The 26,939-nt window shown below is 32.4% G+C and carries 24 protein-coding genes; 12 read left to right on the top strand and 12 right to left on the bottom strand.

What is annotated here, in order from left to right; all coding sequences use genetic code 11:
* The first annotated feature begins 51 nt into the window (after nucleotides 1-51).
* From MODO_RS04605 to MODO_RS04595, 3 genes are all read left to right on the top strand, one after another.
* A complete protein-coding gene (locus MODO_RS04605) occupies nucleotides 52-1,836 on the top strand; it encodes a hypothetical protein (protein ID WP_059050750.1) in 1,785 nt (594 codons plus the stop codon).
* A 591-nt stretch (nucleotides 1,837-2,427) separates the two neighbouring features.
* The gene (locus tag MODO_RS04600) at nucleotides 2,428-3,456 is read left to right on the top strand and encodes a response regulator transcription factor (RefSeq protein ID WP_039329540.1); all 1,029 of its coding nucleotides are present in this window, start codon (nucleotides 2,428-2,430) and stop codon (nucleotides 3,454-3,456) included.
* A 373-nt stretch (nucleotides 3,457-3,829) separates the two neighbouring features.
* A complete protein-coding gene (locus MODO_RS04595) occupies nucleotides 3,830-5,002 on the top strand; it encodes a proline dehydrogenase family protein (protein ID WP_006261199.1) in 1,173 nt (390 codons plus the stop codon).
* Between the two features lie 99 nt (nucleotides 5,003-5,101).
* Here MODO_RS04595 and MODO_RS04590 read toward each other — a convergent pair whose 3' ends face one another.
* From MODO_RS04590 to MODO_RS04575, 4 genes are all read right to left on the bottom strand, one after another.
* Nucleotides 5,102-5,710, bottom strand: coding sequence for a porin family protein (locus MODO_RS04590; protein WP_059050748.1), 609 nt, complete (start codon nucleotides 5,708-5,710; stop codon nucleotides 5,102-5,104).
* A 30-nt stretch (nucleotides 5,711-5,740) separates the two neighbouring features.
* Nucleotides 5,741-6,331 (bottom strand): hypothetical protein, encoded by a 591-nt coding sequence (locus MODO_RS04585; RefSeq protein WP_059050746.1) that lies wholly within the window; start codon nucleotides 6,329-6,331, stop codon nucleotides 5,741-5,743.
* Nucleotides 6,332-6,506: 175 nt separating this feature from the next.
* Complete coding sequence (gene ung, locus MODO_RS04580) at nucleotides 6,507-7,169, bottom strand: uracil-DNA glycosylase (RefSeq protein WP_059050744.1); 663 nt, start codon at nucleotides 7,167-7,169, stop codon at nucleotides 6,507-6,509.
* A 126-nt stretch (nucleotides 7,170-7,295) separates the two neighbouring features.
* Nucleotides 7,296-7,934, bottom strand: a complete 639-nt coding sequence (locus MODO_RS04575) for a LexA family transcriptional regulator (protein WP_039329537.1) — start codon at nucleotides 7,932-7,934, stop codon at nucleotides 7,296-7,298.
* Nucleotides 7,935-8,722: 788 nt separating this feature from the next.
* On the opposite strand from MODO_RS04575, the gene MODO_RS04570 reads away from it, so the two are divergent.
* The 3 genes from MODO_RS04570 to MODO_RS04560 are packed head-to-tail and all read left to right on the top strand — an operon-like array spanning nucleotide 8,723 to nucleotide 14,229.
* Nucleotides 8,723-10,003, top strand: a complete 1,281-nt coding sequence (locus MODO_RS04570; RefSeq protein ID WP_039329535.1) for a TolC family protein — start codon at nucleotides 8,723-8,725, stop codon at nucleotides 10,001-10,003.
* 19 nt (nucleotides 10,004-10,022) lie between these two features.
* Complete coding sequence (locus MODO_RS04565) at nucleotides 10,023-11,123, top strand: efflux RND transporter periplasmic adaptor subunit (protein ID WP_059050741.1); 1,101 nt, start codon at nucleotides 10,023-10,025, stop codon at nucleotides 11,121-11,123.
* A 19-nt stretch (nucleotides 11,124-11,142) separates the two neighbouring features.
* Nucleotides 11,143-14,229 carry an efflux RND transporter permease subunit gene (locus MODO_RS04560; protein ID WP_006263565.1) on the top strand — a complete coding sequence of 1,029 codons (3,087 nt, stop codon included), beginning with the start codon at nucleotides 11,143-11,145 and terminating at the stop codon, nucleotides 14,227-14,229.
* Nucleotides 14,230-14,287: 58 nt separating this feature from the next.
* On the opposite strand, the gene MODO_RS04555 is transcribed toward MODO_RS04560, so the two are convergent.
* On the bottom strand, nucleotides 14,288-15,127 hold the full coding sequence (locus MODO_RS04555) for a helix-turn-helix domain-containing protein (RefSeq protein WP_059050739.1): 840 nt from the start codon (nucleotides 15,125-15,127) through the stop codon (nucleotides 14,288-14,290).
* A gap of 97 nt (nucleotides 15,128-15,224) precedes the next feature.
* Here MODO_RS04555 and MODO_RS04550 point away from each other — a divergent pair, with 97 nt between their 5' ends.
* From MODO_RS04550 to MODO_RS04535, 4 genes are all read left to right on the top strand, one after another.
* Entirely contained in the window at nucleotides 15,225-16,391 is a 1,167-nt protein-coding gene (locus MODO_RS04550) for an MFS transporter (RefSeq protein ID WP_059050737.1), read from the top strand.
* Nucleotides 16,392-17,083: 692 nt separating this feature from the next.
* The gene (locus MODO_RS04545) at nucleotides 17,084-17,452 is read left to right on the top strand and encodes a DNA/RNA non-specific endonuclease (protein WP_006258880.1); all 369 of its coding nucleotides are present in this window, start codon (nucleotides 17,084-17,086) and stop codon (nucleotides 17,450-17,452) included.
* A complete protein-coding gene (locus MODO_RS04540; protein WP_006258881.1) occupies nucleotides 17,446-17,811 on the top strand; it encodes a DUF2200 domain-containing protein in 366 nt (121 codons plus the stop codon). The genes MODO_RS04545 and MODO_RS04540 overlap by 7 nt, the downstream gene beginning before the upstream one ends.
* Before the next feature lie 6 nt (nucleotides 17,812-17,817).
* Nucleotides 17,818-18,303 (top strand): DUF4259 domain-containing protein, encoded by a 486-nt coding sequence (locus tag MODO_RS04535; protein ID WP_059050735.1) that lies wholly within the window; start codon nucleotides 17,818-17,820, stop codon nucleotides 18,301-18,303.
* 26 nt (nucleotides 18,304-18,329) lie between these two features.
* Here the strand turns inward: MODO_RS04535 and MODO_RS04530 are convergent, their stop codons facing one another.
* Nucleotides 18,330-18,923: a Crp/Fnr family transcriptional regulator gene (locus tag MODO_RS04530; RefSeq protein WP_225581552.1), complete on the bottom strand. Its 594-nt coding sequence runs from the start codon at nucleotides 18,921-18,923 to the stop codon at nucleotides 18,330-18,332.
* A 190-nt stretch (nucleotides 18,924-19,113) separates the two neighbouring features.
* Nucleotides 19,114-19,701, bottom strand: a complete 588-nt coding sequence (locus MODO_RS04525) for a GNAT family N-acetyltransferase (protein WP_039329518.1) — start codon at nucleotides 19,699-19,701, stop codon at nucleotides 19,114-19,116.
* 421 nt (nucleotides 19,702-20,122) lie between these two features.
* On the opposite strand from MODO_RS04525, the gene MODO_RS04520 reads away from it, so the two are divergent.
* Nucleotides 20,123-20,743, top strand: a complete 621-nt coding sequence (locus MODO_RS04520; RefSeq protein ID WP_006258885.1) for a class I SAM-dependent methyltransferase — start codon at nucleotides 20,123-20,125, stop codon at nucleotides 20,741-20,743.
* Nucleotides 20,744-20,754: 11 nt separating this feature from the next.
* Here MODO_RS04520 and MODO_RS04515 read toward each other — a convergent pair whose 3' ends face one another.
* From MODO_RS04515 to MODO_RS04505, 3 genes are all read right to left on the bottom strand, one after another.
* Nucleotides 20,755-21,138 (bottom strand): hypothetical protein, encoded by a 384-nt coding sequence (locus MODO_RS04515; RefSeq protein WP_006265270.1) that lies wholly within the window; start codon nucleotides 21,136-21,138, stop codon nucleotides 20,755-20,757.
* Between the two features lie 113 nt (nucleotides 21,139-21,251).
* Nucleotides 21,252-21,656 carry a DoxX family protein gene (locus MODO_RS04510; protein WP_006258887.1) on the bottom strand — a complete coding sequence of 135 codons (405 nt, stop codon included), beginning with the start codon at nucleotides 21,654-21,656 and terminating at the stop codon, nucleotides 21,252-21,254.
* A gap of 129 nt (nucleotides 21,657-21,785) precedes the next feature.
* Nucleotides 21,786-22,481, bottom strand: a complete 696-nt coding sequence (locus tag MODO_RS04505) for an SDR family oxidoreductase (RefSeq protein ID WP_059050733.1) — start codon at nucleotides 22,479-22,481, stop codon at nucleotides 21,786-21,788.
* A 157-nt stretch (nucleotides 22,482-22,638) separates the two neighbouring features.
* Between MODO_RS04505 and MODO_RS04500 the strand changes: the two genes are divergently transcribed.
* Entirely contained in the window at nucleotides 22,639-24,831 is a 2,193-nt protein-coding gene (locus tag MODO_RS04500; RefSeq protein ID WP_059050732.1) for a S9 family peptidase, read from the top strand.
* Between the two features lie 87 nt (nucleotides 24,832-24,918).
* Here the strand turns inward: MODO_RS04500 and MODO_RS04495 are convergent, their stop codons facing one another.
* Nucleotides 24,919-25,740 carry a hypothetical protein gene (locus tag MODO_RS04495; RefSeq protein WP_144964290.1) on the bottom strand — a complete coding sequence of 274 codons (822 nt, stop codon included), beginning with the start codon at nucleotides 25,738-25,740 and terminating at the stop codon, nucleotides 24,919-24,921.
* 1 nt (nucleotide 25,741) lies between these two features.
* Nucleotides 25,742-26,791 (bottom strand): serine hydrolase domain-containing protein, encoded by a 1,050-nt coding sequence (locus MODO_RS04490; protein ID WP_081316881.1) that lies wholly within the window; start codon nucleotides 26,789-26,791, stop codon nucleotides 25,742-25,744.
* Nucleotides 26,792-26,939: the final 148 nt, after the last annotated feature.

Raw genomic sequence — 26,939 nt, 5'->3', positions numbered from 1 at the left:
AGAATATTTGAAGAATTTCCCTCCCTTATAAAATATAACAAACAAACCAAAATGAAATTAAAACCAATACATTCATTTCACATTCCAGTGATGGGATTGGCCTATACGATTGATAGTCCAGTGAGAGTGGCTCAGTATGGTTTCTCCTCTACTATCTCTGTGATGGATGATGAATTAATAGAACGCATGAACAAGTTCTATTGTGAGAAATTCGAACTGCCTTATCAAGAGATAACGAAGAAGATAGAGGACTTTAGAGCCAAGCGTATTACAGCTTATCTAAATACATTAGACACCATCGTAAAAGGGAAATTCGAAAACCTAAAAGCTTCTTTCTTAGAAAGCAAAAAAGAGGTTGAGGATTATATCGATATGTTGCCATCTGTATCAGAGATCAGAAAGAATCTACAGCAGCACTTAGATGATAAGCTATCTATAGACCACCTGAAGGGAGTTCTAGAGCACTACCTTACCCCTGGTGATATAGATGTCAATATCATGACTAAAGTAGATAGAGAAAATTTCAATAAAAAAGAAGCCTTACCAGTAGAGTACAATGATGCACATGCTGCCCTAAGAGGCTTTGTAAACAGTACTTTAAACTCATCCGTAGTCTTATCTGCAGGCATGAATCCAAGATTGTTTAGCTATTTTGAGGAGTTTGACGCTTTTTATCCAGCTGTTGACAGTACTTTACAGAAGAAAATCATCTTAAAAGTAAGTGATTTTAGATCTGCCTTAATACAAGGGAATTTCCTAGCCAAAAAGGGATTATGGGTATCTGAGTATCGCATAGAGTCTGGACTTAACTGTGGTGGGCATGCCTTCGCTACAGATGGTTATCTAATGGGAGTAATCTTAGAAGAGTTTAAAGCTAGAAAAGCAGAACTAATAAGTTCTACCCATGACTTACTAGTGAAAGCTCTAGAACAGAAGAATAGATTTGTTCCTTCTACTCCTCTTGATTTAAAGGTTACAGCTCAGGGCGGCGTAGGTACAGCGGCAGAACATCAGTTCTTGCTAGAGCATTATGAGGTAGACTCTGTAGGCTGGGGCTCACCATTCTTATTAGTACCTGAGGCTACTTCTGTAGATCAGACCACTAGAGAATTATTAGCTAAGGCAAAAGAAGAAGATTTATACTTGAGTAATATCTCTCCTTTAGGTGTGCCGTTTAATAGTATTAAAGGAACTTCTAACGACTTCTTTAAGTCAGAGAGAATCAATAAGAACAAAGCAGGTAGTTCTTGTCCTAGAAAGTACCTAGCCTTGAATAAAAATTATTCGAATGAAGGACTGTGTACTGCTTCTAGAAAGTATCAAACTATCGAAATAGAAAAGCTAGAACAGGGTAAGGATAATATTAGCCAAGAAGAATACAATAAGAAGTATCAACAGATAACAGAAAAAGCATGTCTATGTATAGGCTTAGCCAATGCGTCTTATATGGAGCTTAACTTGCCTATCAAAGGAGAAGCACAAGGAGTAGCTATCTGCCCTGGGCCTAATATTGCTTACTTTACAAAAGAAGTATCTCTTAAGAAAATGGTCAATCATATCTATGGACGAGATAATGTAATCGATACGAAGGAACGCCCTCATTTCTTTATTAAAGAATTAAGGATGTATCTAGATCATTATAGACAAGAAAAATTAGCTTTAGAATTAGAACAATCAGCGCCAAAACTGAAAAAGCTAATGAAGACAAAAGAGAACTTACTAGAGGGAATCACGTACTATAAAAACCTCTTTAAAGAAGATAATACTTACTTTATACAAGAGCGAGAAAATATACTTAAAGATTTACTTCAAGTAGAAAAAGAGCTCCTAAACTAAACAAGAAGAAATCCAGCTGTCAGCAGACAAGCTGGATTTTCTTTTTTACTCATATCTACAATTGTAATTTTTATCACTTAGACTAAATAAAAAAAGCACCCAATCAATACATGATTAGGTGCTCAAAATAGACAAACGAAATGTATCTTTTACGCTAGTTTTGTCTAAGGTCTTTATAACTAGTGGGGACTTTGGATGTTTACTCATCTCATCAATACATAAAAAGAGTAAAACAAAAAAGGATAGTTTTTTAGTAATAAAGACAATCCAAAAATAGTATGTTTTACTAGAAAATTAACTATCCTTTTTAATAGTTATAGCGCTAAATTACGGCTATTTTTGAAATATACACTATTAAAAAAGTCTTCTAACAGACAAATCAATGCCTTGTATATCAATACTGTGAACCAAACAAATAGATGACACTATACTTTTTTAACATTTCACTACACAGATTTAAGAAAGTACTGCACTGATATTTTAGTTAATTTTACATCTTGATCAGCAGAGAGGTTCTCTAAAAAACAGGTCTAATTAAACATTTATTATCACTCTATATTAACATATAATGTAGAGCATTATAAACCTTATATGATTTCATTACCGTTATTTAATCAATTTCCTTTTTTTGCAACAGATACTCCTAAATATATTATTATCGGACTGTACTATGGGATATCATTTCTCTCTCTAGTTATACTTCTTGCACTTTATATTATTTTCAAGTATAAGAAACTTAGCTTTAGTTTTTTCTTACAATTAAGTATATTCTCTAGTTTCTTAGTCAAGGACATTATTTACTTTTATATGCCTGATCACCATGCTACTATCGGTTATTTATTAGCCTGGAACATTGGTACATCACTAGTGCTCTTAATACTTCTGCCCTACCCTTTTTTAAGATTTAAACACAAACAACAATTCTATAAAACAGGAATAGTTGTACTGTTTGCTTTAGTGGCGATAGAGTTGTTATCCAATTTATTTATCGTTCCTAGTCATGGGAATAGTTTCATTCACCCTATAACGACGATACTAACGATACTAGCATTGTATTTATTCTTCATTCTGAATCATACGTACAATTATAAAAATTATATTTCTTTCTTAATAATATGTATTACCGCTAGTACCATTATTCTCGCTCCTTCTATTAATGATACGCTTTACGAGTTATTCATCGTATGGCCTACATTGCGTTTAATAGGAATTCCTATTCTTATTTGTTCTAGTTGTATTACCCTATTAGAAGTAAAGAAAATACATGAGCGAAACTCTATCTATAAACGATATTTATACCAGTATATGTATATGGTAAAAGACTACCATAAACAGTTAGAATATGAGAAAAGCCTTAATGCAGATAAAACAACAAAAGTAGAGCAAGAAAAAACAACCATACAAGATCAACCTCTATATCAATTAAAAAATAAATACAATCTTACAGAACGTGAGTTGGAGGTTCTAAGTCTACTCTGGGAAGGGGCTACGAATAAAGAGATAGCTGATGAGTTATTTATCTCTATTAATACCTGTAAATATCACATTAGTAAAATCTATTTTAAACTAAACATTAATTCTAGAGCACAGATTTATGCTTTTAAGGATAAGCTAGAATAGCTGTCATACTCTAATTGTATTCAACTATTTTTTAGTTTTAAAAAGGTCTTTTCTTCTTATCTGAGCATTCTTTATAAAGTCAATGATATTTTCTGAGAATTTTGATGATATAAATAGTCCTTAACCCTCTAAACAAGACTAAACAACGGAGTATCTCTATTTTTTTATAACTTTTAAAAGAAGTTATAATTAGATATATCAAAGAATTTAAGAGTTTAGTTCTTGTTCGATAAGGATTAAAAGTATTTAACACTTTATAATCACTAAGCGATTAAAAAATATCACATATTTTAAATAAGAAGATAAATACCAAAAACTATTAAATTATTACTAAAAGAGTAATTATATTTGCCTAACGAATTTACTTTTTATAATGAAAAATTTATTTAATAATACTGAAGTAGCTTTTGCTCTTAAAAATAATAAAGAATTAAAAAGAGCACATTTTTTATTTAAAATGATTAGCAAACCAACTTTAGTAAAACTTGGTTCTTCCCTTGCAAATTTTGCAATTAAAACTCATTTGCCTGTTACTGGTTTAATCCGTTCTACTGTATTCGATCACTTCTGTGGCGGTATTAGTGAAGATGACTGCTTAACTGTAGTAGATAATATGTACGCTAAAGGTGGTGTGGCATCAGTTTTAGATTATTCTGTAGAAGGTAAAGAAACTGAAAAGCAATTCGACGCTGCTCTAAACATGACGATTAAGACAATCGAGTATGCTAAACAACGTCCAGACTCTATTCCTTTTGCTGTATTTAAACCTACTGGATTTGGTAGATTTGATATGTTTGTGAAAAAAGGCGAGAAAGTAGCTTTCACTGCTGAAGAAGAAAAAGAATGGGAACGCATCGTTTACCGTTTTAACATGGCTTGTAAGTTTGCTTATGACAATGATGTACTTTTATTAATCGATGCTGAGCACAGCTGGATGCAAGATGCTGCTGATGATATCGTATTAGACATGATGAGAAAGTATAACAAAGAGAAAGCATTGATCTATAATACTGCTCAGATGTATCGTTGGGATAGATTACAGTATTTAAAAGATCTACACGCTATCGCTAAGGCAGAAGGATTCCATGTAGGTATGAAGGTAGTACGTGGTGCTTATATGGAGGTAGAGCGCGAAAGAGCTACAGAGAGAGGATATAAATCTCCTATCTGTGTAGACAAAGCTGCTACTGATGTAAACTACGATGCTGGAGTTACTTATATGTTAGAGAACATAGACTCTATGGCTATCTTCGCTGGTACTCATAACGAGAAAAGTTCTTACTTAATCATGGACTTAATGGAGAAACACAATATCTCTCATACAGACCGTAGATTATACTTCGGACAGCTGTACGGAATGAGTGATAATATTAGCTTTAACTTAGCGAAAGAGAAGTTTAATGTAGCTAAATACTTACCATTCGGACCTGTACGTGATGTAATTCCTTACTTAATCAGACGTGCAGAAGAAAATACTTCTGTTGCTGGTCAAACAAATAGAGAGTTAGATCTTATCGAAACCGAACTGAAAAGAAGAAAACTGTAATTAATTACGGATTTAGAAATACAATTACCTGTCTAAGGTAATTCATCATAAAAAAAACGGAAGCTATATAGCTTCCGTTTTTTTTATACTTTTATTACACTAGAACTTATACCCTACACCTACCATAAATGCAAAGTTTTTATTGCTACTAGGAACATCCTTAAAGACATCAATTACTCCAAAACTAGTTCTCATATCAATAAACAGATTATTTCTAAAATCATAACCTAATCCAGCATTAAGTCCTAAGTCAAACTTATTTACTAACTCTCCTATATCACCAGTCTTTCCATTTATTTCTCCTTCTGTTTTAACAGCAAAGTTAAATTGTGGCCCTACTTGAATATTGAAACCTTCGGTTACAAAAACTTTAGCCATTATCGGCACAGCGATATAGTTTAGCTTTATCTTTCCATCATATGAAGCTGTAGATATCCAAGGAATATCAAGGCTCTCTAACTTACCTCCCATTGTGGTATATAAAAGCTCTCCTTGCAATGCAAATCGCTTAGAAAACTTAGCTTCTACTACACCTCCAATATGAAAACCTGATTTGCCTACTATATCGTCTATTTTTGTAACTATAGTTTGATTAAATCCTGCTTTAACCCCAAAGCTTACTTTGGTCTTTCCTTCTTCATGATGCTGAGCTACCGCAGCTGTAGATATAGCCATAAAAGCTAATGTAGTAAGTAGTAATTTTTTCATATTTAATTATTTAGTGTTTATGTTTTTCTTTTAATAATCACCTAGTACTAATAAGTTTGTTTCCATATCTGTATCTTTAGGAACTAGTAGTGAAACGTTGTATTGGTTCTGGACATACTTTAAATGGTCAATATTTAAATAATTGCCAATTAATTCAGCGCATTCTTCTGCACTTCTCTTTCCGCAGAGTATACCAAAAAATTGAACCTCTGTTTCTATTTCAAGGGATAATTGTTCATCAAAATCTTCATCTGCATAAATGTCAATAGTAGCAGACACCTTCACTATTATTTTGTCATTAACTTTTCTTAAGTTGACTTTTGCATTATACACTCCTGTATGTTCATAAACATAAAAAAGAGCTATAGGCTTCCCCTCCTCTTCTTGATAATCTTCCCATTCTATATCATATCCTGCAATATCTTGCCATTGGTTCAGTTCATTAGGATTGATAAATAATAATAGCTCTGAATTAAAATACAGACCCCTTCTATTTAATCTACCCTTAGTGTCTTCAGCCTTTATTTGTAATCCGAAGACTAACTGTTTTATTGAACTATCCATAAAAGCATCTAAGTAAGCATACTTTACGTCAAATTCTTGGTCTTTTATTTTAAACATATCAAAATAACTAAGTTAATTACATTCTTTACTTAAAAGATGGAATATACTGCCACGCGAGGTCTCCCGACTTCGTGTTACTAAACAATATTATCTTATATACAGTCCCACATAAGAGAAGAGTGCTATAGGTTAAAAAATTCCTAATTCCTAATTCCTAATTCCTAATTCTTAATTAAATCTTCCAGTCAATTGTTTTAATTCCTTTAGACTCCAAGTACGCATTTGTTTGAGAAAAAGGCTTACTCCCATAAAATCCTCTATAAACAGATAAAGGAGATGGATGTACTGTCTCTATCACGAAATGTTTGGAACGATTAATATTCTTTCCTTTCTTTTGAGCATAACTCCCCCATAGAATAAATACAATATTCTCTCTGTGCTCACTTAATTGTTCTATTACTGCATCAGTAAACTTCTCCCAACCTAACTTCTGATGAGAACCTGCTTTTTTCTCCTGTACAGTTAATGTTGCATTTAATAAGAATACGCCTTGTTCTGCCCATTTGGTCAGATCTCCATTTATATTCTTAATGTCTAAATCATCTTCTAGTTCTTTATAGATATTTTGTAAACTCGGAGGTAACTTTACACCTTTACTTACGCTAAAAGAAAGACCATTTGCCTGAAATGCCCCATGATAAGGGTCTTGACCAATGATGACTACCTTCACATCGTCAAAATCTACTAGCTCAAATGCTTTATAAACCTCCTCTTTAGGAGGATAGACCATAGTAGTTTCATATAAACAATTAATATTCTCTAGTAGTGTTTTAAAATATGGAGATGCCATTTCAGTTGCTAAATGCTTATTCCAACCTTTTGCTTTTAGTTTCATTCTTTTTTTCTTCAAATATAAGCTTTCAACTAAAATATTAAACAAGATTTAGAGTGAAATACTAAAAGAAAAGAGTAGCTAATCACTATTATTTGTCTACTCTTTTCTTTTAGTATCTCTCATTGATTATATCTCAGATATACCTTTCATCTGTGGTAAAAAAGCGCCTCGAATACAGAAGAGTTCTTTTATATCGTCTATTTTTACCTGGATATTTTCAAATGCAGGATTATCACTGATCAATAACAGTGTATTATCATCTACTTTTCTTTTAAATCTGTAAATAACAATCCCTTTTCCTTTAAGTACAAATAGATAAACATGCCATAACTGTAAGTCCTCTACACTAATATGCTTAGTAATCACATAAGAAGTCATTTTAATAGTTGGATACATATTATCTACAGATACTTGAAAAGCTGTATCTACTTCCTCTACCGTTGGAAAAACATAACTTGGAGCTGTAGCTAATGTCTTCTCTGGATCCAAAAAATATTCAAAGTGGTGATCAATAGAAATCATTTTTACTTTTCTCTTGTGATAACTACTGTTGTATACAGCTGTAGAATCTGAGAAGAATAATTCATTTAAATCAATTTTGTGTTCTTTACACAACGCTATTAAGCCTTCATACTGTAAGCTATCTCTCTTTTTCCATGAAGAGATAGTATTAGGTTTAACATCAAGAATATCTGCTAACTGTAAATCTGTTTTAATCCCTAGCATTCTCTTTAGTTTCTTAATTACTCCTGTTGCATTTTGCATAGCTTTAATTTTTTAGTGTTTGTTTTAATTTTTTTTACTTTTCTCATGTGATTAAGGCACTTTATAAGCCATAAATGATAATAATCAAATATTTTAATGAGTGGCTATTTGTACACTAATTCTAGTATAGTAGCATAAACTGCCCTATTATTTATCTACTCCAAAACCTCGTTATAAGGCTTACCTAAGGCTATTATTGATTTTTAAACAAAGAATTAAATCTTTAGTTTATTACTACTTATATAGTACAAATTACAAAATATAAATACTAATAAATCATAATATTCAAACAATACAAAGTATTAGATGTGTAATAATTCGCAATAATGTACCTATAAAGACCTTTTACAATAATATTGCCAACATTTCTTAATTTTTAAGAGACTACATTTTGTCAACTATTCACAATAAAGCATTGATTACAAAGCTGATTGACACATTTAAACATCACAAAACGTAAAGCCATTTAAAAAATAATACTGAACAATTGTATATTTTTTAGGATCAAAACCCTTTTTGGCTTCTTTTTTGTAATAGTCATTCTATAAAGAATAAGGGGTTTGGATTAAAGAGAGTTCTTGTTAAACTTTTAGATTAAATAGAATAATGACAACTCAACGAAAAAGTAGAAAACAAAATCAAGTTAAATAGATTGAAAATTGCGACTATAAAGAGGAGTAGTAATTAGCTTTCTAATCATTTTCTAATGTTGTTTTAATCTCTCTCTAATGGAACTCAAAGTTCTCTATAAGTCCTAAACAATAATTTTGACCTTAAAATAAAAAACAATGTTTAAAAACACTTTATTAACCATTCTATGCACCTTTGTACTAAGTACTTATGCACAAGATAGCTCAGTTAAAGCACTGACATTATCTAAAGAAGAAGCTGAAGCACTTTTCTTAGAGCAGAACTTAGAACTTATTGCAAAGAATTTAGAAATCTCACAAGCAGAAGCACAATTGTTACAAGCAAAATTATGGCCTAACCCTACTTTCGAAGTTTCTGAAATCAACTTCTGGAAGACTACAGATATAGAAGAACAACCTAAACTTATAGGTAACTGGGGTGAAGCACAACAATATGCTTTTAGAGTAGAACAATTGATTCAAACAGGCGGTAAACGTAGAAAGACAATTGACCTTCAGAAATTAACTATAGAAGAGAAACAACAGGAGTTCGAAAGTATTATTCGTGAGCTTAAGTTAGAACTAAGAGGTAATCTATCTAACTTACAAATACTTCAAGAGCAACAAAAGATATACGAAAAACAAATAGAAAGTACTAAGTCCCTAATTAGTGCATACAAGAACCAATTAGATCAAGGGAATATAAGTCAAGCACAATACATCCGCTTAAAAGCAGCTGAACTTCAGTTTAAAAAAGAATTGGTTAATATCAATAAAGAACTTGAAGAAGCTATAAAAGACTTTAAAAACTTTATCAATATTGGGAATAGCACCCTGGTCGTTATTACTGATAAACTAGTAGCTCCTGAGAAAGAGGTGTCTGAATTAGAATTAGAAAATTGGATTATCACTGCTCAGGAACAACGTCCAGATGCCTTAAAAAGCAAAACTCTAGAAAAGCAATCAGAAAAGCGATTAGAGATTGAGAAAGCACAGCGAGTTCCAGATATTACACTAGGAGTAGATTATGACAGAGGTGGTAATATTATGCGTGATTTTGTTGGTTTTGGGATTTCGTTTGACTTACCCATTTTTGATAGAAATAAAGGAGGTATTAAAGAAGCTAAAATAGATATAGAATTAGCTAAACTTGATACACAAAGCAAACTAAATGAGATTGCTAATGATATAGTGGAAGCTTTTAGAAATTATTATCATGCTGAACAGTTATACAAAGATATAGATAGCGAATACGAAAGCCAACTAGATCAATTACTAGATGCATATCACAAGAATTTTAAAAAGAAAAATGTAAGCCTTATAGAATATTTAGACTTTGTAGAAGCTTATATAGAGAACAAAACAATTCTATTAGAAACTAAGAAAGATCTAAATGATCACTTTGAAAAACTACAATATGCAGTAGGACAAGATTTATAAAAACTAAACTAATTAGACAATGACAAAATATTCTATACTAACACTAGCCTTACTAAATATGGTTCTGATGAGCTGTAATAAGGGAGACCAAAATAATGAAGAGATAGCTAAAGAACAAGAATGCTTATCTGAGGCAATGAAAAGTACACTCAATATGGAGAAGGTAACCCTTCGACCTATAGAACGAAGCCTAACTCTAAATGGATATATTGACTATAACCAAGATAAGACAGTTCCTTATAATAGTCTAGTAGATGGACTAGTTACGAATACTTACTTTTCGTTAGGAGACTATGTAAATAAGGGACAATTATTAGCTGAAATAAAAAGTACAGATACCAATGAGATATACAGTGAGTTAAAAAGTAGTGAAGCTGAATTAAAAGTAGCTAAGCGCGAGTTAGAATCAGTAGAATCAATGTATAAAGATGGGATTGCTTCTCAAAAAGAGTTAATCGAAGCTCAAGAAGAAGTCAAAACACTTAATAGTAAAGTAGCTGCAGTAAGAAGTAGTCTAGCGATATTCAATAGTCGTGGCGAATCTGGAGTAGTAAATGTAGTAGCTCCTCAGTCTGGTTATATCGTTACAAAAAATGTAAGTACAGGAATGACTGTAAATGCAGGTGATGAACCCCTATTTACAGTAGCTGATTTATCTGATGTATGGATTATGGCTAATGTATATGCCGCTAATATGCGTCATGTACAACCAAATCAAGAGGTAAAAGTATCTACCCTAGCTTATCCTGATGAATACTTTGCAGGAAAAGTAACTAAAGTATCTCAAGTATTCGATACAGAAGAAAGAGTCTTAAAAGCTCGTATTTCAATGGAAAATAAAGAGATGAAATTAAAGCCGGGAATGTCTGCTGATATTATTATTCAGTTAGAAACAAACGAGGGTAAATCTCTTGCCATCCCTAATACCGCTATCATATTTGATAACAACCAAAATTATGTGGTAGTCTATAAAAATGATTGTGAACAAGAAGTTAGAAAGATCACCCCTGTCTCTAAAAACAATATTTATACCTATATAGCAGATGGCGTAAAAGAGAATGAGATGGTTGTAACTACTAATGAATTACTTATTTATGAGCAGCTAACTAATAAATTGTAATTCGTAAAAGCCTTTATTTATGCAAAAATTCGTCAAAAACATAGTATCCTTTTCACTTAAAAACACATTCATCGTCATCTTCGGTGTATTGTTATTATTGTTTGGAGGGATTTATAGTTATATACACACGCCTATTGAAGCTTTCCCTGATGTGACTAATACTCGTGCACGTATTATCACACAGTGGCCTGGTCGTAGTGCAGAAGAAGTAGAAAAGTTTATTACCCTTCCTATTTCAAAGGAGGTTAACACCATTCCTAATAAAGCAGAGGTAAGATCTATCTCTCTATTTGGGCTATCTGTTGTAACAGTATTGTTTAATGATGAAGTAGATGACTTCTTCGCTCAACAATATGCTTCTAACAGAATGGGAAATGTAAATCTGCCTGAAGGAGCTGATTTTGAAATAGAGCCGCCTTCTGGAGCAACAGGAGAAATCTTTAGATATATCATTAAGAGCGATCTTCCTATCAAAGAAGTTACTGCTATTCAAGACTGGGTAATAGAACGAGAATTACTATCTGTACCTGGAGTGGCTGATGTAGTAAGCTTCGGTGGTGAAGAAAAGATATTTGAAATACAGATAAATCCTACTGAATTAATTAATTACGATTTATCTCCTTTAGATGTATACGAAGCTGTAGAAAAGAGCAATATTAATGTAGGTGGTGATGTTATCCAACGTGGAGATCAAGCTTATGTAGTAAGAGGTGTAGGATTATTAGACAATGTTGAAGATATCGAGAATATCCTTATCGAGGTAAAAGGAAGTACTCCCATTCTAGTAAAACACGTAGCTAATGTCGTGGTATCAGCCAAACCACGCTTAGGACAAGTTGCTTTTCAAGATGACGATGATGTCGTACAAGGAATCGTAGTAATGCTTAGAGGTGAAAACCCAAGTGCTGTTATCGAAGGGCTAAAAGATAAAATAACAGACTTAAACGAGCGTATTTTACCTAAAAATGTTCAAATAGAAACAGTCGTAGATAGAACGAACCTTGTAAATACAACAGTACACACCGTATCTAAGAACTTAGTAGAAGGAGTTATTTTAGTATCCATTATTGTATTTATTTTCTTATATAATTGGCGTACTACATTTATCGTTGCTTCTGTTATTCCACTGGCTTTCTTATTTGCTATCATCATGCTGAAGATACAAGGGTTACCTGCCAACCTAATTTCAATGGGAGCATTAGACTTTGGATTGCTACTAGAAGGAACTTTAGTTATTGTAGAACATGTCTTTGTAGGTCTAGAGAAACGAGCTGAACAAGTGGGAATGGCAAGGTTTAATAGAATGTCTAAACTAGGTACTATTAAGAAAAGTGCAAGTAGTGTAGCGAGCTATATTTTCTTTGCACTATTAATTCTAATCGTAGCCTTAATGCCTATTTTCTCTTTCCAAAAAGTAGAAGGAAAGATGTTCTCTCCCCTAGCCTTTACATTAGGTTATGCTTTATTAGGATCCCTAATATTGAGTTTGACTTATGTACCAGCCATGTGTAAACTTTTACTGACTAAAGATATCAAAGAACGTGAGAATGTTATCTCTCGATTCTTTAAGAACAATATCTATAAAATGTTTAACTGGAGTTTTACTCATAAGAAGTTAACTCTTTCTATGTTTATTGGATTGCTTGTTATCTGTGGAGTTAGATTTCATTATTATGGTTCAGAATTCTTGCCTAAGTTAAATGAAGGAGCTTTATACATTAGAGCTACACTACCTAGTAGTATTAATCTAGATGAATCAGTAAGATTAGCTAAAGAAATGAAAGCTAAAATTAGAGAATTCGATGAAGTAAAATTTGTCTTGACTCAAACTGGTCGTCCTAATGATGGTACTGACCCTACAGGATTCTTTAATATTGAATTTCACACTGAACTAAAGCCAGAAAGTGAATGGACGCGTAAAATAACAAAAGACAAACTTCTAGAAGAGATTCGTCTGAAATTAGAGAACTACCCTGGTGTTAATTTTGGATTCAGTCAACCCATACAAGATAACGTAGAAGAATATGTAGCTGGAGTAAAGAGTTCTCTTGTAATTAAGATATTTGGAGATGATTTATTTGAGTTAGAAAAGTATGCAAATCAAGTAGCAAAAAGTATCAAAGATGTTGAAGGTATTACAGACTTAAATGTATTTAAGAATATTGGGCAACCAGAATTGAGAATTAAGCTGCATGATCACAAAATGGCTAAATATGCTGTAACTACAGCAGATGCTCAGGCTGTTATAGCTATGACTATTGGTGGACAGGCAGCTACTACACTATATGAGAATGAAAGAATGTTTGATGTTGTACTTCGTTTCAACAAAGAATATAGAGATTCTGCTGATAAAATCGGAGATATTTTAATTCCTTCATTAGATGGTAAACAAGTCCCACTAAAAGAAATTGCTACGATAGATTATCACACAGGACCTGCCTTTATCTATAGAGAAGGTGGTAGTAGATATATCGGTATAGGGTTTAGTATTGAAGGAAGAGATTTAGGAAGTACTATCGCTGAAGCAAGAGCTAAAGTAGAGAAAGAAGTAAAACTGCCTGCAATCAATAAAATGGAATGGGCAGGAGAGTTTGAAAGTAAAGAACGTGCTGCAAATCAATTAATGCTTGTTGTTCCTGTTTCTTTAATTCTAATTCTTGTGTTGTTGTACTTCAACTTTGGTAATGTAAAAGATACTGCTATTGCAGCCTTAACTATTCCTTTCGCTTTTATCGGTGGTTTTGTATCACTTTGGGCAACTGGCACGATATTTGGAATATCAGCAGGGATAGGATTTATTATTCTTTTTGGAGTAGCTACTATTGATGGAATTGTACTTATTGGAGTAATGAGAGAAAATTTACAACATCGTATGCCATTAAAAGAAGCGATAAAAGAAGGAGTAAAAAGCCGAATAAGACCGGTAGTAATGATTGCATTGATGGGGTCTATGGGATTACTTCCTGCAGCTCTATCAAATGGAATGGGATCTGAAATACAGAAACCATTAGCAATTATGATCGTAGGAGGGTTAATCATCTGTATGATTTTATCCTTTACTATCTTACCACAAGTATTCTACTGGGCTTACAGAAATAAGAAGTAGATTTTTTCATATATTTTTTTTTAGGGACACTTTATTCTAAAGATGGAGTGTCCCTTTTTTATACTTTATTATCTCTTTTAAACTGTAATGGAGTTAGGGCAGTGTGCTTCATAAAATACTTCGTAAAATGACTAGCATCAGTAAAACCATACTCTAATGCTATTGCTGATAAATTATGATCACTATGCTTAATTCTCTTTTTGATCATTTCTATTTTTAAGCCATTTACATATTGTGTCAGACTCATCCCCATATTGGTTGAAAAATAGTTTCTAAATCCTGACTCTGAAAGACCAAATTCATGACTTAAATGCTTTACTCCTAAACGATCTGGCAAATGAATATAAGCATGAATATAATTCTGTATTCGTTCTATCTTAGAAGTGTCATACTGATTTATTATATGTATATTATCAGCCGTATATTTATCCATTAATAACAATACGCTTCTTAATAAATTAGTATGTAATTCTGACACTTGTTTATTATTAACCTCCCACTCTATAATCATTAAATCAACAATTGAAATAATCTTATTAACCAACTCTATATCAATACTATTTTGTTTGCTTACTTCCCATTTCCTACCTAAGTTAATCAGTAGGTTATCCCAATAATCTGTTATACTAGAATTAACTCCATCTTTAACTGCACTAGGCAAAAACTTAATGACTCTAAACCTTGTTTTTTCTTCTATATAGAAATGATGACTATCTTCTGGAGAGAGAAAGAAAACAGTATCTCCTCGATAGATAGATTGTTCTTTATTTAAATCGTGTATACCACTCCCCTCACTGATCAGCATTAATTCATAATGATTGTGATTATGGTAAGTAAATGGCCACTCTTCTGTGCGAAAATGCCTTAAAAACAAAGGTTCGAACTGTACTAACTTCATCTTACAAACATAGCGAAATATACTATTAATATAACAGAATATACAAAAGTGTATTTGATAACTCTACTACATTTGCCAACTTAACGAACTAAACAATATGTCAATCAAAAACAAAGAAAAATATGCTATCCCTATTATGGCATTTACTGCGGGGACTATTGTAGCTAATGTCTACTATAGCCAACCCATTCTAAAAAACATTGCTGAAACACTAGGAGAACCTGAAGCTGCAGTAGGCAAAGTATCTATGCTAGCTCAGATAGGTTATGGTATAGGTATGTTCTTTCTACTCCCTTTAGGAGATAAAATTAATAGAAAGCGATTAATCATTATGATATCTATTATACAAATATTTGTATTAATGTGTATTGCTAATACCACTCATTTAAACTTCTTGCTAATCTTGAATTTTTTAGCTGGGGTATGCTCTACTCCAGCCCAAATTATCTTACCTATGGCAGCTCTACTAAACAAAGAGAATAGAGGAAAAAGCGTAGGTATTGTCTTTAGTGGAATATTATGTGGTATTCTTGGCTCACGTCTAGTTAGTGGATGGTTAACAGATTTATGGGGATGGCAGAGCGTCTTTATTTTTTCTGCAATTATGATCTGCATTAGTATTATATTGATGTGGCAATTTCTACCTAATGCGCCTATTAAATTTAAGGGTAGTTATATTCAGTTATTGCAATCTACACTACGCTTAGTCAAAGAACACAAAACACTGCGACAAGCCGCCTTATTAGGCTCTTTAACCTTCGGAATATTCTGTTCTTTTTGGACTACACTTACTTTTCACTTAAGTGGAGCTCCCTTTAACTATACCCCTTCTATGATAGGTATGTTTGCGATAGTCGCTATCGGAGGAGCCTTAGTAGCCCCATATTTTGGCAAATTAGCAGATAAAGGACAAGTCTTTCAAAACTTGTTTCTTACGATTTCGTTAGTAATTATTAGTCTTGTAGGAATGCTTATTTTCCCCAACTCTATTATAATCTTGATTATTGCTATATTCTTATTAGACATTGGAGTTCAAGCAACACAAATCACTAATTTTACTCGTATCTACGCTCTTAGTGAAGAAGCACACAGTAGATTAAACACAGTCTATATGACAGCTTATTTCATAGGAGCTGGTATAGGAACTTTCTTTGGGTTGATTAGCTGGAGTATCAATGGATGGCTAGGTTCTCTAACCCAAATGCTGTTGTGGAGTTTCTTAGCACTAGGTATTGTCTTTCTATCTAAAAAAGGAAAACTATAGTCCCCACTTTATTAGTTTACTATAACTAATTCTAACCTATAGCTCTCTAGAATTAAAAGATGTAACTTTTAAGCCTAAAGAGCTATTTTAATATAATCATTACTCCTACTTTCATAGATTACAAATTTATAAAGACTTAAAAGTACAAATCCTACTTACTTCCACTTTTTTCCACTTTTTTCCATTCTTTTCCGAATACTTCCAAATATTTCCAAAAAAGTCTATTTATTTCCATTTATAAAACCTTAAACCACTGAATATCAGCAATTATTATTTTTAAACATACCTATTTCTTCGGAAGCTCTTCGGAAGAGTTCAGTATTTGTTCGGACTGAGGGGTAGTTTTCCGAAGAACATCCAAAGACTGCCCAATAAATTCCCGAACAATATGCATTTAAGCTTCTATTTTTTATGTCTCTTTTTAGCTTCACTTTTGAATAAAATGGGATATTCCTTAAAATTAAAAAAACTATAATTCATTGTGAGGCATAGGTTTTCTATAATAGCTCTTGCCTTTTTAAGGTCCAAGGCTATCTATATTATCAATTCTAAAAAACCTCATCCTTTTAATTCCCTGAATGATAAATCAATATTAACTTGAATAACAAGAAATTGAGTAGCATAAACTGTTGTAATTGTATCAAGCTTAATTATATTTACACTACCATTAACTAACCCAAACAATTATCATTATGAAATTATTCAATTTTTTTAAGAGCAAGCGCAGCTCCATAGATCCTACTAGACCCTGTAGCTACGCGGATATCTGTAGTAATGACACCGCAGAACAATATTATGATGCAGGACATCTAGATAAGCTACATCTTATTGGTTTAGCTTTTGGTGGAGATGACTCTCCTTTTAATATTTTATATGTTTCACCTGAAGCTGCTCTCCAAAAAAGAGAGATAGATAATTATATCGTAGATTTACTTCAACAAGGCTATAAAGTACAATACAAAGCTTTTCCGGAGTATAAAGGCAATAGTTTTATCCCATCTAAGGTTATTATAGAAGTAGACGGTGACCAGACATTTACGAAAGAAATTGAAATATGGTAAGTAAAGACATGGAGAATCATAGAATATACAGTACCTCATTTGCGAGTGTATACCCACATTATATTGCTAAAGCAGAGAAAAAAGGTAGAACAAAAGAAGAAGTAGATACTATCATCAGATGGCTTACAGGGTATAATCAGGATGATTTGAGACAAATAATAGAAACGAAAGTAAACTTTGAAGATTTCTTTGCTAATGCCCCTCTCATTAATCCTAATGTTAAGCTTATAAAAGGAGTTATCTGTGGTTACCGCGTAGAGGATATTAAACATCCACTTATGCAGAAAATACGTTATCTAGATAAACTTATTGATGAGCTAGCAAAAGGAAAAACAATGGAAAAAATACTTCGAACTTAAACAACTATGGGAGCATGGGGATATAAAGCATTAGAAAGCGATGATGGATTTGACACAATTAATTATATCGAAGACTATATAGATGATAATTATTCTTCATCTGATAAGTTTCAATTAGATTTAGGGAAGTTAATTCAAAGACTACAAGACATAGGAGCTCTAGGTAAGAGCTTTGACGATATTGATTTTTACTATGATAATACGGCTATGGCTTTAGTAGAGCTATTCTTTATTTTTAAAGATGATAGATATCTTCATTACGGTAATGGTAATGAGATTCAAGAAGGGCTTAAGCTACGTCTAACCGAATTTAAAGGAGATAAATTAGCCCTAGGATTCTTACTGCGATATATGCAAGATATGATAAATGAAGTACCTGATGAAGATGGAGAAAGAGAATCTGTTGAGTTATGGAGAGACTCAAACTGTTTTGAAGAATGGAAAGAACATTTAAATATGCTAGCAAAAAGATTAGAACAAGAACTAAAATAAAAAGCCTCTAAAAAATAGAGGCTTTTCTATAATACAATTCTTCCTTTTATAATTCTTAACTTATTGTCTTCTCTCAATCTTTTAATACTCCTGATCACCGTTTCTACTCTTAGCCCCGTCATGTCAGCTATTTCTTGTCGAGTTAAATCCACAATATACAAATCCTGTTGAATCAAAGGATGTTGCCAATTAGTCTTTAAATAATTTAATAACGTTAGTACGCGCAATTCTGCATCCTGAGCAGAAATTTTAGGTGCCATTACACCTTGAAAATACAATTTTTTAGATAGGTTATAGTTTATCAGTAAAGAGAAATCATGATTCTCCTTGATCAGGATTAGAAAACTTGCTTTGTCTAATTTTAATACTTCTGTTTGTTCAACAGCAATGGCATTACAGATATAGGTTGTCTCTAAAAATATAGTTCCTTCTCCGAAGTTATGTCCTCTAGAATAGAAGCTAAATATAAACTCTCTACTATCATCCTCATCATAAATGTTTAATTTAACTTCTCCACTTACGATATAGTAAAAATACTCTGGCCACATGCCTTCTTCAAAAATGAAATCATCTTTTTCATAAACAACTTTCTCAGCTCCATATTTTTTTAACAATCTCATATTCATCATAATGATAAATTATTGGTCAATATTAAAGATAGCACATTATATGCCAAAACAAGAGATTAAATTGTTAATAAAACAGTTCAAAAGGAGAATAATCAATAGTATATGACTATTGTCATATAATTAACTCATACAAATTAATTATATGTTAAAAATAAACCAAACTTAACAGTGCCACGATAACCTAAATTATATTTTTAATCAACCCTTGTATCTTTTCTTTAGAAATTCCCCATTCATCATCTAATATACTATAATAAGCCGCATTACGAGTAGTACCATCATTCTGTATTTTATCCTTTCTCAGAATACCTTCAAAGACTCCTCCTATCTTCTCAATAGCTTTCCTTGAACGAATATTAGTGTCTTTCGTTTTCAGTTGTACTCGATTTATTTTCAGTACTTCAAAACAATAAGTCAAGAGTAGTAATTTACATTCTAGATTTACTACACTTCCCCAATACTCTTGCGTAATCCACGTCCATCCTATTTCTAACTTCTTATCTGCTTCATACATCTCAAAGAATCGCGTAGAACCAATGATCTTCTGTGTTCTTTTATCAATAATAACAAAGGGATACTGTAATCCTTTTTCTCTAGCTATTAACGCATTTTGATAGTTGTCATAAAAAGTATCTCTATCAGAACAATCTGTAGGTACTAATCGCCAAAGTTCTTTATCTGCACTAGCTTGATATAATTCTTCCAAATGTTCTTTTTCTAAAGGAATAAGATCTACCGTTGTACCTTCTAATACTGTTGGATAAGGAATCCATTGTGTGTTGTTATTTTTAACCCGGAATACGCGATAGACCTATTAACGAGAATGAATTATACAAAACAGCTCTGAATTTATGAAAAAAGCATACTATAGTATGGTTTTAGAAGAAATGAAAGAGATGTAAAGTAGAATTTATTCGTAGTATCGGGCGAATGCGGATTCTGGGTTTAACCATAATTATTTATATAACTCCTTTATTTAAGAGTATAATTAGTAAGGAGTAAATGTATAAAAAACGAGTATTCTCTTTGGGTTTATCAATATCAGAAGACACCAAGCAACATAATCAATACACCAGCTTACTGTTTTATAGAATGAAACTACAAAAAACGATGTCTCAATATCCATTTACTCATTTAGAGATGCATTGGACTTAAAATACTTACTTTTGTAGTCTTATTAAAATCTAAACATGAACTGTACACTGTGTAATACATCTTTAAGCACTAAGGTAGATGACGAGTATTATATCTGCTCTAAGTGTAATGCATACCTAAAAGATGAGATGCTTTACTTTGATCAAGACAAAGAAAAAAGCCACTATGAATGTCATAATAATGATGTGAATGATATCGGTTATCAACATTTTACAGCTCCTGTAACGAATACTGTATTAGCACACTGTACACCAGCTATGCTTGGTCTAGATTATGGATGTGGTAAAGGCCCTGTAATTACAAAACAACTGGTAGAACAAGGCTATACTGTAGATCTTTATGATCCTTTCTTTCTTCCAGACCTTGCTTATCTAGATAGAGTATATGATTATATCTTTAGCTGTGAAGTATTTGAGCATTTTTACAATCCTAAACAAGAATTAGAGAAATTATCTGGAATACTAAAACAAGATGGTTTACTGATTATTAAAACACATTTATACACAAATCAAGTAGATTTCAAAAACTGGTATTATAGAAAAGATCAAACCCATGTTTTTATTTATACCTTCAAAACTATTGAATATATAGCAGAGCATTTTGATTATCAAATCGAGACGCTTACCGAGAGATTAGTTGTCTTACGAAAAAAATAAGAGGCTATGTATTAGATACTAGCCTCTTTTATTAATTTATCACATTGCTCTTTCCAGTTGTCCTCTCCTATCCAAATCCCTTTCACATCAGAATATCTGTTAATATCATTTAGAGCGTTTAAATCGTCGTCTAAATGCCAAATAAGACCACTACCACCTATAGTGTAGCTTTTATCTGCTCTATTGGTAAATATAATATGCTTATGCGTGATACCTATTTTATCTGCTAGTAAGAATAAATCATCATTGCTTCCCCCTCCATTCATAGCACAAAGCAATTCATTATACCTCCCCGTTACGATAAAAACGTCTATTCCTTTATTAGTTAACTCTTTTGCATATTGAGCTACTTCTGCTTCTGTCAATGTTCCATCAAAATCAAATGATACTCTCATTTTATTGTTTTATTGTTTTTTTGTGATGCTGTGATGTCGTGATATTGTTTTGTGATTTTACTCTTTTAAGGAGATATTTTGTTTTACAAGAAAACAACATCACATAAACATAACTAGACCCACATCCCTTTTTTCCCTTTATAAAAACGAATAGTTCCAGGGCCTATAAAGGCTATAGCTAAGGCAGCTAATAGATATAATAAGTTCAGCTCAGCATTTACCCCTCCAGTATTAGGATCTAAGCCAAAGCTTCCCATTCCCTTAACTAAGAATAGAGACATAAACATCGTAAATGCTATAATAGAAGCAGAAATACGTGTAGCAAACCCCACTAGTAAAAATATAGGTGCTACTATCTCACCGATAGGCACTCCTATCCAAAGCAGCTCTGGTAGATTATGTGCTTTCAACTGGTTAATAATAAAATCATGTCCATGTATTAATTTATGGATCCCGTGGAAGATCATTAGTCCTCCAACACCTAATCTCAATAGGAATTTTCCAAAATCTGCATTCATATACTACTGTTTTTTTGTAATTCTGTTATTTCGTGATTTTGACATTTTGTAATACAAAAAACCGAAATAATACCTTGTGTTAATTGATCTTTCTTAATTCTCCTTAAAGTCTTGTGACTTTGAGATATATTAGCTAGTTTTAGTTGGTCTTATTTCTATTTTACTAGGAAGCACACGAGGATTCATCGCTAAGATATCTACTACCAACTGTCCCATATCTTCTGGCTGTATTTTCCAGTGATCTGCATCAGACGGCTGGTGGTTATTAAAATTAGAAGTCACAGAACCAGGCAATATTGTTGTCACCTTTACATCTGCATTTCTAAGGTCTAACATAGCTGCTTGAGTAAAACCTACTACACCAAACTTACTAGCGTTATAACCACTTCCATTAGCGAAAAAGTTTATCCCTGCTAGACTGGCAATACTGATATAATACCCTTTGTGCTGCTTTAATTGCTTTACAGACGCCTTTAAAGTGTGAAATACCCCAGTTAGATTCGTATCTATCATCGTATTCCAATCCTCAAGACTCATATCTTCTATAGATGAGAAGATACCAACTCCCGCATTGGCAATCACAATATCTAATTTTCCGAATTTCTCTACGATTAGTTCCACTGCCTTTTCTTCGTCTTCATACTTCCTTACATCAGATTGAATTGCTAATATATTATCTGTATATCCTAATTCAGCTATAGCTTCGTTAACTGTATCTATATTCCTACCTGATATTGCTACTTTATATCCTTGTTCTAAAAGAGCTTGAGCAATTCCCTTTCCTATACCTTTAGTACCTCCTGTGATGTACACTACTTTTTGCATATACTATTCTTTATGGATTATTTAAAGAATAAAGATATAAAAAAAGAACTATTCTCTCTTGCCATAAAGGCTCATACATTGTTTTTTTTTATACTCTAATTTGGCTAGTGACATATTTGGATTTAAATTAGCGACGATAAAAACAACTATAGTAATTATGAAGAACAAATCAGTATTATTCTTTTTGCTAGCTGGAAACATCATGTTTGCACAACGCAACTTTGATATGACAGAGGCTACACTAGGACAAGGTAGACAGTTTGCTACAGAAAGAATCCTTCAACCATCTTGGAAGAATGACAATACCCTGAGTTTTGTAACTAAAAATAGAGATAGTCTTTTAATAAAAAGTCAAGCTAACAAATGGGAGTCACAAACAGCTCTTACTGCTAAACAATTAGAAGAAGTAATCAATAATACAGTTAAAGGGACTACATTTAACCTTAGAATCATCCCGACTAACCTAACTTGGTTAAATGACAATGAAATCGAGTTTTATACTCCTGATTCTACTTTTAAATCAAAATATTACTTTAAGGTTAACCTTACTGATAAAAAGGTAGTTAACTCATTTAAATTTGATCTTAATGGTGACCAACAAATCATCTCTCGCAATGGAGATCACATCGCTTGGTTACAAGATAATAATATCGTAGTGACTACTAATAAAGGTGGTGATATTAAAGTAACTGATGATCCTGCTCTAGATATCATCAACGGAAGTAGTGATACTCACCGCAATGAGTTTGGTATAAAAAAAGGAATGTGGTGGAGTCCAAAACAAGACCAACTTCTATACTATAGAAAAGACCAAAGTATGGTGACTTCATACCCTATCATTCAATGGAGTGAGCGCGTGGCAGAAGTAAAAAACATCAAATACCCAATGGCTGGTATGGCTAATGAGCAAGTATCATTAGTAATCTATGACGTATATACTGGTAAAAAGGTAACTCTACAAACTGGTGAAGCAGACCAATTCCTAACCATGGTTACTTGGGATCCTTCAGGAAACTATGTTTATGTAGGAGTTCTTAATAGAGAACAAAATCATTTAAAAGTAAATCAATACAACGCTGCTACAGGTGCCTTTGAAAAAACGTTATTCGAAGAGAAATCTAAAACGTATACAGAGCCTTCTAATAGTCTAGTATTTGTACCTGGTGCACCTGATCAATTCTTATACTTCTCTGAAGTAGATGGATATAGACAACTATTCTTATACGACACAAATGGCAAGCTAATCAAGAAATTAGGGCATGAAAACGTGATAGTAAAAGAGTTCTTAGGTTTCGACGAAGACGCTAAAAATCTTTACTATATAGGAGTTACCAATCAAGGATTAGATAGACAGTTATTCAAAACAAACCTTAAAAAAGGTAAAACAGAACAGATCACTACGTTATCAGGAACACATAGTGTTGTCTTAAACAAGAGTAAGTCATTGTTCTTAGATCAGTTTAACAACTTAGAGACCCCTAACAAAGTTACTATTGTCAATGCTGATTCTAAAAAAGAGCAACAAGTATTAGAGTCTAAAAATCCTTTTGAAGGGGTTGTGACAATGCCTAAGACAGAGATTAAGACGATTACAGCTGCAGATGGAAAAACTCCTTTAAATGCACGTATCATCTACCCTACTAACTTTGATGCGAACAAACAATACCCTGTGATGGTATACGTATATGGAGGACCTCATGCACAGTTAGTAACCAACACATGGTTAGGTGGAGCGAACCTATTCTTTAACTATATGGCACAGCATGGATACATCGTATTTACGGTAGATAGTAGAGGTAGTTTTAATAGAGGACGTGACTTCGAACAAGTAATCCACAGACAATTAGGTCAAGCGGAGATGGCAGATCAAATGAAAGGGGTAGATTACTTAAAATCACTTCCTTATGTAAACCAAGATAAGATAGGTGTATATGGATGGAGTTTTGGAGGTTTTATGACTACAACTTTATCTGTTAACCACCCAGAAGTATTTAAAGTAGGTGTAGCAGGTGGCCCTGTAATGGATTGGAAAATGTACGAAATCATGTATGGAGAACGCTATATGGATATGCCTAGCGAAAACCCTGATGGATACAAAAAAACAAGCTTACTTAACAAAGCAGATAAAATAAACAACAAGCTTTTAATTATTCATGGAGCTCAAGACCCTGTAGTGGTTCAGCAGCATTCTATGGAGTTTATAGAAGCGGCTATTAAAGCAAAGAAACAAGTAGATTACTTCTTATACCCTTCTCATGAACACAATGTTATGGGAGTAGATAGAGTTCACTTAAATGACAAGATAGCACAGTATTTCTTTGATTACCTAGAGAAACCGAATACAAAATAGTATTATCATAAACAGTAAAGCCGAGACATAGTTCTCGGCTTTATTTTTTATACAGATTTCTATCTTGTCCTTTATAAAAGAATACAACTATTTCTTTTTTAACAATAGCTGTATTTCTACTATTTGATCTAAGAATGAAATATCTACCTTATCTAAATTAATGACAAACTCCCCTACTGAAGGCTTACCATGAGAAGCCCATACATTAGAAGTATCTCTTTTGTACAATAAATCAGAAATACTAATTTCTTGTTCAACTATATTATTTCCCCTGATTGAAGCTATCACATCATAGTCATCTAACTTATTTCTATAATACTCTTCATCTATAGTTCCTTTAGGCAATATAACTCCAATATCTATTATCTCAGCTATAATATCTCCTTGCTTAATTCTATCTCCCTTTTTCATAAGAATATTCGTTACTATTGCAGGCTTTCCTCTATGTTTTATTAGATATTCTTGTAGTTTCTCATATTTATTTTTTAGGGAGTCCAAGCTCTGATGTATATGTTTCATCTGAGCTTCATTAGATGAGCTATTAGTATTTTTAAATGCTTCTAATTGATCTTCAAGCAGTAACAACAAACGTCTGTTTTCATTTAAATAAACAGCACGCTCCTCTTCACTACCATATTTTAGAACCATCACTGTTGCTATGTCATCACCTATTTCTAAGCTTTGATTTTCTTTAATACATACTTCACTTAAACTATGTGTTCCTTTATGTATTGAACGAATAGTTCCCTTATTTACTACAACTATCTTACTTGTCACAGTTAACTTTGATTTTGGTCCATCTCCATCATTTATCTGTTTACCGTAAATAAATACCGTATTAAAAAGTACAATTATTAGGACTGCTATTCTAATAATTGTACTGTAGCTTTTATTAAATAGATGCCTCATGTTACTTATCATTATTAGTAGTTAAAAGATAAAGCTTAGTAGCTAATAGAGGTAGATCTGCAGTATCAGTATTACATAGAATGATCATGATCTTATTAAAGTTTTTATCAATAATCATTTCTGTGTTAAAACCATCAATACTTCCTCCTCTTCTGTAAAACCCTTTGGCTTCATTAAAGAAGAAACCATAGGTAGGTTTACCTAGAAGCCAATCAATATTTTTATTCGTTTGAGCAGTGAGTAAATACTTTGATGTAGATGCTTGATTAATGAGTTTATTATCTCTTAATGCAATAACAAACTTATACAAATCATCTATAGTAGAATACATACCTCCTGCACCATAGTAGTTGGAGATAAATCTCCTATCATTGTACAAAGGCATTTCTTTCTTCCCTTCTCCAAATGAGTAATTATGATAACCATAAGCAAGGTCTAATATCACTTCTTCTTCTTTTACAAATCCAGAATTTACTAAACTTAAGGGTTTTAAAATCAAATCTTCTATAGCTACTGAAAAAGGTTTCTTTGTACTGTTTTCGATAACTTTAGACAAGAGTACATAATCTACATTATTATAATTAAATTCGCTCCTATCCTTATCTGCTATTTTTACAAAGTTACTTATATATCCATCTAACGTATAAGGATTTACTACTGCTTTTATAGGTTCATTTTCCAAACCTGATTGGTGAAGAAGCAATTCTTTAATTGAGATATCCTTACAGTCCACAGGAAGTTCTTGTATATACTTTCCTACTTTATCTTCTAAATGAATTAATCCTTTTTCCTGTAATTGTAATATACATACAGTAGTAAACAACTTCGTCATTGAAGCTATAGGAAATCGTGTATCATTATTTATTTTTACCTGAAACTGAAAATTCGCGTACCCTTTATTTATCTTAATAGAATCATTTTCATCAATATAGAGTATAGAACCATTAAAATGCCCTGCATCATACTCTCTGTGAACGGACTCAGCAATCTTATTCTGACCAAAGGCCATCGTAGAAAAAATGAAGAAAAAAGAAAGAATTGTTAATCTCATAACTAAAAATTAAAACATTTTATTTCTGTGAATCCCCCCTTTTATACTTAACTAAAGAATAACAGAGTAATAAATAACTCCCAAAAATAGCGATATGAATACAGTATAATACATTGCTTTGTAAACCAATACAATATACTTTATTTAT

This window comes from Myroides odoratimimus, assembly GCF_001485415.1.
Classification (GTDB): Bacteria; Bacteroidota; Bacteroidia; order Flavobacteriales; family Flavobacteriaceae; genus Flavobacterium; species Flavobacterium odoratimimum.
The sequence above is the reverse complement of the archived record's forward strand: the minus strand, read 5'-3'. Positions and strand labels throughout refer to the sequence as shown.

Bases quoted from the DNA above. Each gene is read 5' to 3' on its own strand.
- MODO_RS04605 (WP_059050750.1), top strand. From the start codon at position 52: ATGAAATTAAAACCAATACATTCATTTCACATTCCAGTGATGGGATTG.
- MODO_RS04600 (WP_039329540.1), top strand. From the start codon at position 2,428: ATGATTTCATTACCGTTATTTAATCAATTTCCTTTTTTTGCAACAGAT.
- MODO_RS04595 (WP_006261199.1), top strand. From the start codon at position 3,830: ATGAAAAATTTATTTAATAATACTGAAGTAGCTTTTGCTCTTAAAAAT.
- MODO_RS04590 (WP_059050748.1), bottom strand. From the start codon at position 5,710: ATGAAAAAATTACTACTTACTACATTAGCTTTTATGGCTATATCTACA.
- MODO_RS04585 (WP_059050746.1), bottom strand. From the start codon at position 6,331: ATGTTTAAAATAAAAGACCAAGAATTTGACGTAAAGTATGCTTACTTA.
- ung (WP_059050744.1), bottom strand. From the start codon at position 7,169: ATGAAACTAAAAGCAAAAGGTTGGAATAAGCATTTAGCAACTGAAATG.
- MODO_RS04575 (WP_039329537.1), bottom strand. From the start codon at position 7,934: ATGCAAAATGCAACAGGAGTAATTAAGAAACTAAAGAGAATGCTAGGG.
- MODO_RS04570 (WP_039329535.1), top strand. From the start codon at position 8,723: ATGTTTAAAAACACTTTATTAACCATTCTATGCACCTTTGTACTAAGT.
- MODO_RS04565 (WP_059050741.1), top strand. From the start codon at position 10,023: ATGACAAAATATTCTATACTAACACTAGCCTTACTAAATATGGTTCTG.
- MODO_RS04560 (WP_006263565.1), top strand. From the start codon at position 11,143: ATGCAAAAATTCGTCAAAAACATAGTATCCTTTTCACTTAAAAACACA.
- MODO_RS04555 (WP_059050739.1), bottom strand. From the start codon at position 15,127: ATGAAGTTAGTACAGTTCGAACCTTTGTTTTTAAGGCATTTTCGCACA.
- MODO_RS04550 (WP_059050737.1), top strand. From the start codon at position 15,225: ATGTCAATCAAAAACAAAGAAAAATATGCTATCCCTATTATGGCATTT.
- MODO_RS04545 (WP_006258880.1), top strand. From the start codon at position 17,084: ATGAAATTATTCAATTTTTTTAAGAGCAAGCGCAGCTCCATAGATCCT.
- MODO_RS04540 (WP_006258881.1), top strand. From the start codon at position 17,446: ATGGTAAGTAAAGACATGGAGAATCATAGAATATACAGTACCTCATTT.
- MODO_RS04535 (WP_059050735.1), top strand. From the start codon at position 17,818: ATGGGAGCATGGGGATATAAAGCATTAGAAAGCGATGATGGATTTGAC.
- MODO_RS04530 (WP_225581552.1), bottom strand. From the start codon at position 18,923: ATGAGATTGTTAAAAAAATATGGAGCTGAGAAAGTTGTTTATGAAAAA.
- MODO_RS04520 (WP_006258885.1), top strand. From the start codon at position 20,123: ATGAACTGTACACTGTGTAATACATCTTTAAGCACTAAGGTAGATGAC.
- MODO_RS04515 (WP_006265270.1), bottom strand. From the start codon at position 21,138: ATGAGAGTATCATTTGATTTTGATGGAACATTGACAGAAGCAGAAGTA.
- MODO_RS04510 (WP_006258887.1), bottom strand. From the start codon at position 21,656: ATGAATGCAGATTTTGGAAAATTCCTATTGAGATTAGGTGTTGGAGGA.
- MODO_RS04505 (WP_059050733.1), bottom strand. From the start codon at position 22,481: ATGCAAAAAGTAGTGTACATCACAGGAGGTACTAAAGGTATAGGAAAG.
- MODO_RS04500 (WP_059050732.1), top strand. From the start codon at position 22,639: ATGAAGAACAAATCAGTATTATTCTTTTTGCTAGCTGGAAACATCATG.
- MODO_RS04495 (WP_144964290.1), bottom strand. From the start codon at position 25,740: ATGAGGCATCTATTTAATAAAAGCTACAGTACAATTATTAGAATAGCA.
- MODO_RS04490 (WP_081316881.1), bottom strand. From the start codon at position 26,791: ATGAGATTAACAATTCTTTCTTTTTTCTTCATTTTTTCTACGATGGCC.